This window comes from Pseudomonas sp. Sample_9 (genome assembly GCF_004307535.1).
GTDB classification, from domain to species: domain Bacteria; phylum Pseudomonadota; class Gammaproteobacteria; order Pseudomonadales; family Pseudomonadaceae; genus Aquipseudomonas; species Aquipseudomonas mercuritolerans.
The window spans coordinates 1-1,644 of record NZ_RAZO01000315.1 but is presented as its reverse complement, the minus strand read 5'-3'; the positions used below and the strand labels follow the sequence as shown (position 1 = coordinate 1,644).

Annotated in this window: 1 protein-coding gene; it reads left to right on the top strand. The window is 58.5% G+C overall.

Going from position 1 to position 1,644, the window contains the following annotated elements:
- Window positions 1-823 precede the first annotated feature (823 nt).
- The coding region (locus D6877_RS17400) for an FAD-dependent oxidoreductase (protein WP_130911576.1) at window positions 824-1,644 on the top strand (821 nt) is incomplete at its 3' end.

Sequence of the window (1,644 nt, the reverse complement as noted above, 5' to 3'; positions counted from 1 at the left end):
GACGGCTGGGTGGAAATCGAAGAAATCCGCCTGACCTGGCTGAACCAGCCGCTGCCCGCCAGCGCCCGGGTCGTACCGCGACAAATGCGCGCACGGGGCCAGGTGCAGTTGAGCATCTGACCGGATGCCTAATAAAAGTCATTAAACACGAGCAACTGCGCGCATTTCTTCGCTACAATCTCCCCCCGATTATAAGGACGTCTCCTGATCGGGCCCCGCAACAGCGTCAATGCGCATGCATCGACATCAAAATCGCCCACAGAGAGCCGCCCACACAGATCGAGTGAAGTTGGCGCGCTTGCCTGTTCTTCCGGCAAAAACCCGCTTTTCGCGAATCTGCAGAGCTGTCATTCGCTCGGCCACCGCGTTGTTTGCCCTTGCGGGCAGGTGCCAGGCCAAGGCAGCCCTTTTTTGAGGTTCACGTCTTCAAAAGAGCGTGAAAAAAACGGGTTTTCACAACTTCACAAGAGTGTGGCGAGCAAATGAATAGTTTTGCGTCTGAACATGCACCATTAGCGTCCGAAACAGCCCAACGACACAGGACCGGGTATACCTCGAACATCGGAGCCTGAAGCCTGTCCGCTACGGATTTGGTTGCACGAAAACGGATGTCTCGACCATAAGTCGAATTGCCAGCCCTGCGTGAAAATGCGTTCATGGAACGCTTGAAACCAGGCCGCACGCATCCGTCGAAGTTGCGAAAAATTGCGAAGATTCGGACATGGCCAACCTGACCACGGATAGCCCGGGCCCACTGACCTGCCCTGGAACGCCTGGCAGCCATGCCGACAATTTGGTGCTGCAGATTTGGGAGACGCGTTAAATGGCGCATAACGAAGCAGTCGACGTAGTTCTGGTAGGGGCCGGCATCATGAGTGCCACTCTGGCCGTACTGCTCAAAGAGCTCGACCCCGCGATCAAGCTGGAAGTCGTCGAGCTGATGGATTCCGGCGCCGCCGAGAGTTCCAATCCGTGGAACAACGCCGGTACCGGTCACGCCGGCCTGTGCGAGCTGAACTACACCCCGCAGGCTGCCGATGGCAGCGTCGACATCAAGAAAGCCGTGCACATCAACACCCAGTTCGAGGTGTCGAAGCAGTTCTGGTCGTACCTGACCAAAAAAGGCACGTTCGGCTCGTGCAAATCCTTCATCAGCCCGGTACCGCACCTGAGTTTCGTTCAGGGCGAGAGCGGTGTGTCGTTCCTCAAGGAACGCTTCAACGTGTTGAGCAAGCACCACGCGTTTGCCGACATGGAATACACCGAAGACAAGGGCAAGATGGCCGAGTGGATGCCGCTGATGATGCCGGGCCGCTCGCCCGACGAAGTCCTCGCCGCCACCCGCGTGATGAACGGCACCGACGTCAACTTCGGCGCCCTGACCAATCAGTTGCTCAAGCACCTGAGCAGCGCCCCGGACACTCAGGTCAAATACTGCAAGCGCGTGACCGGCCTCAAGCGTAACGGCGCCGGCTGGACCGTCAGCATCAAGGACGTCAACAACGGCAACACCCGCGAAGTCGACGCAAAGTTTGTCTTCCTCGGTGCCGGTGGCGCGGCCCTGCCGTTGCTGCAGGCTTCGGGCATCGAAGAAAGCAAAGGCTTCGGCGGCTTCCCGATCAGTGGCCAGTGGCTGCGTTGCGA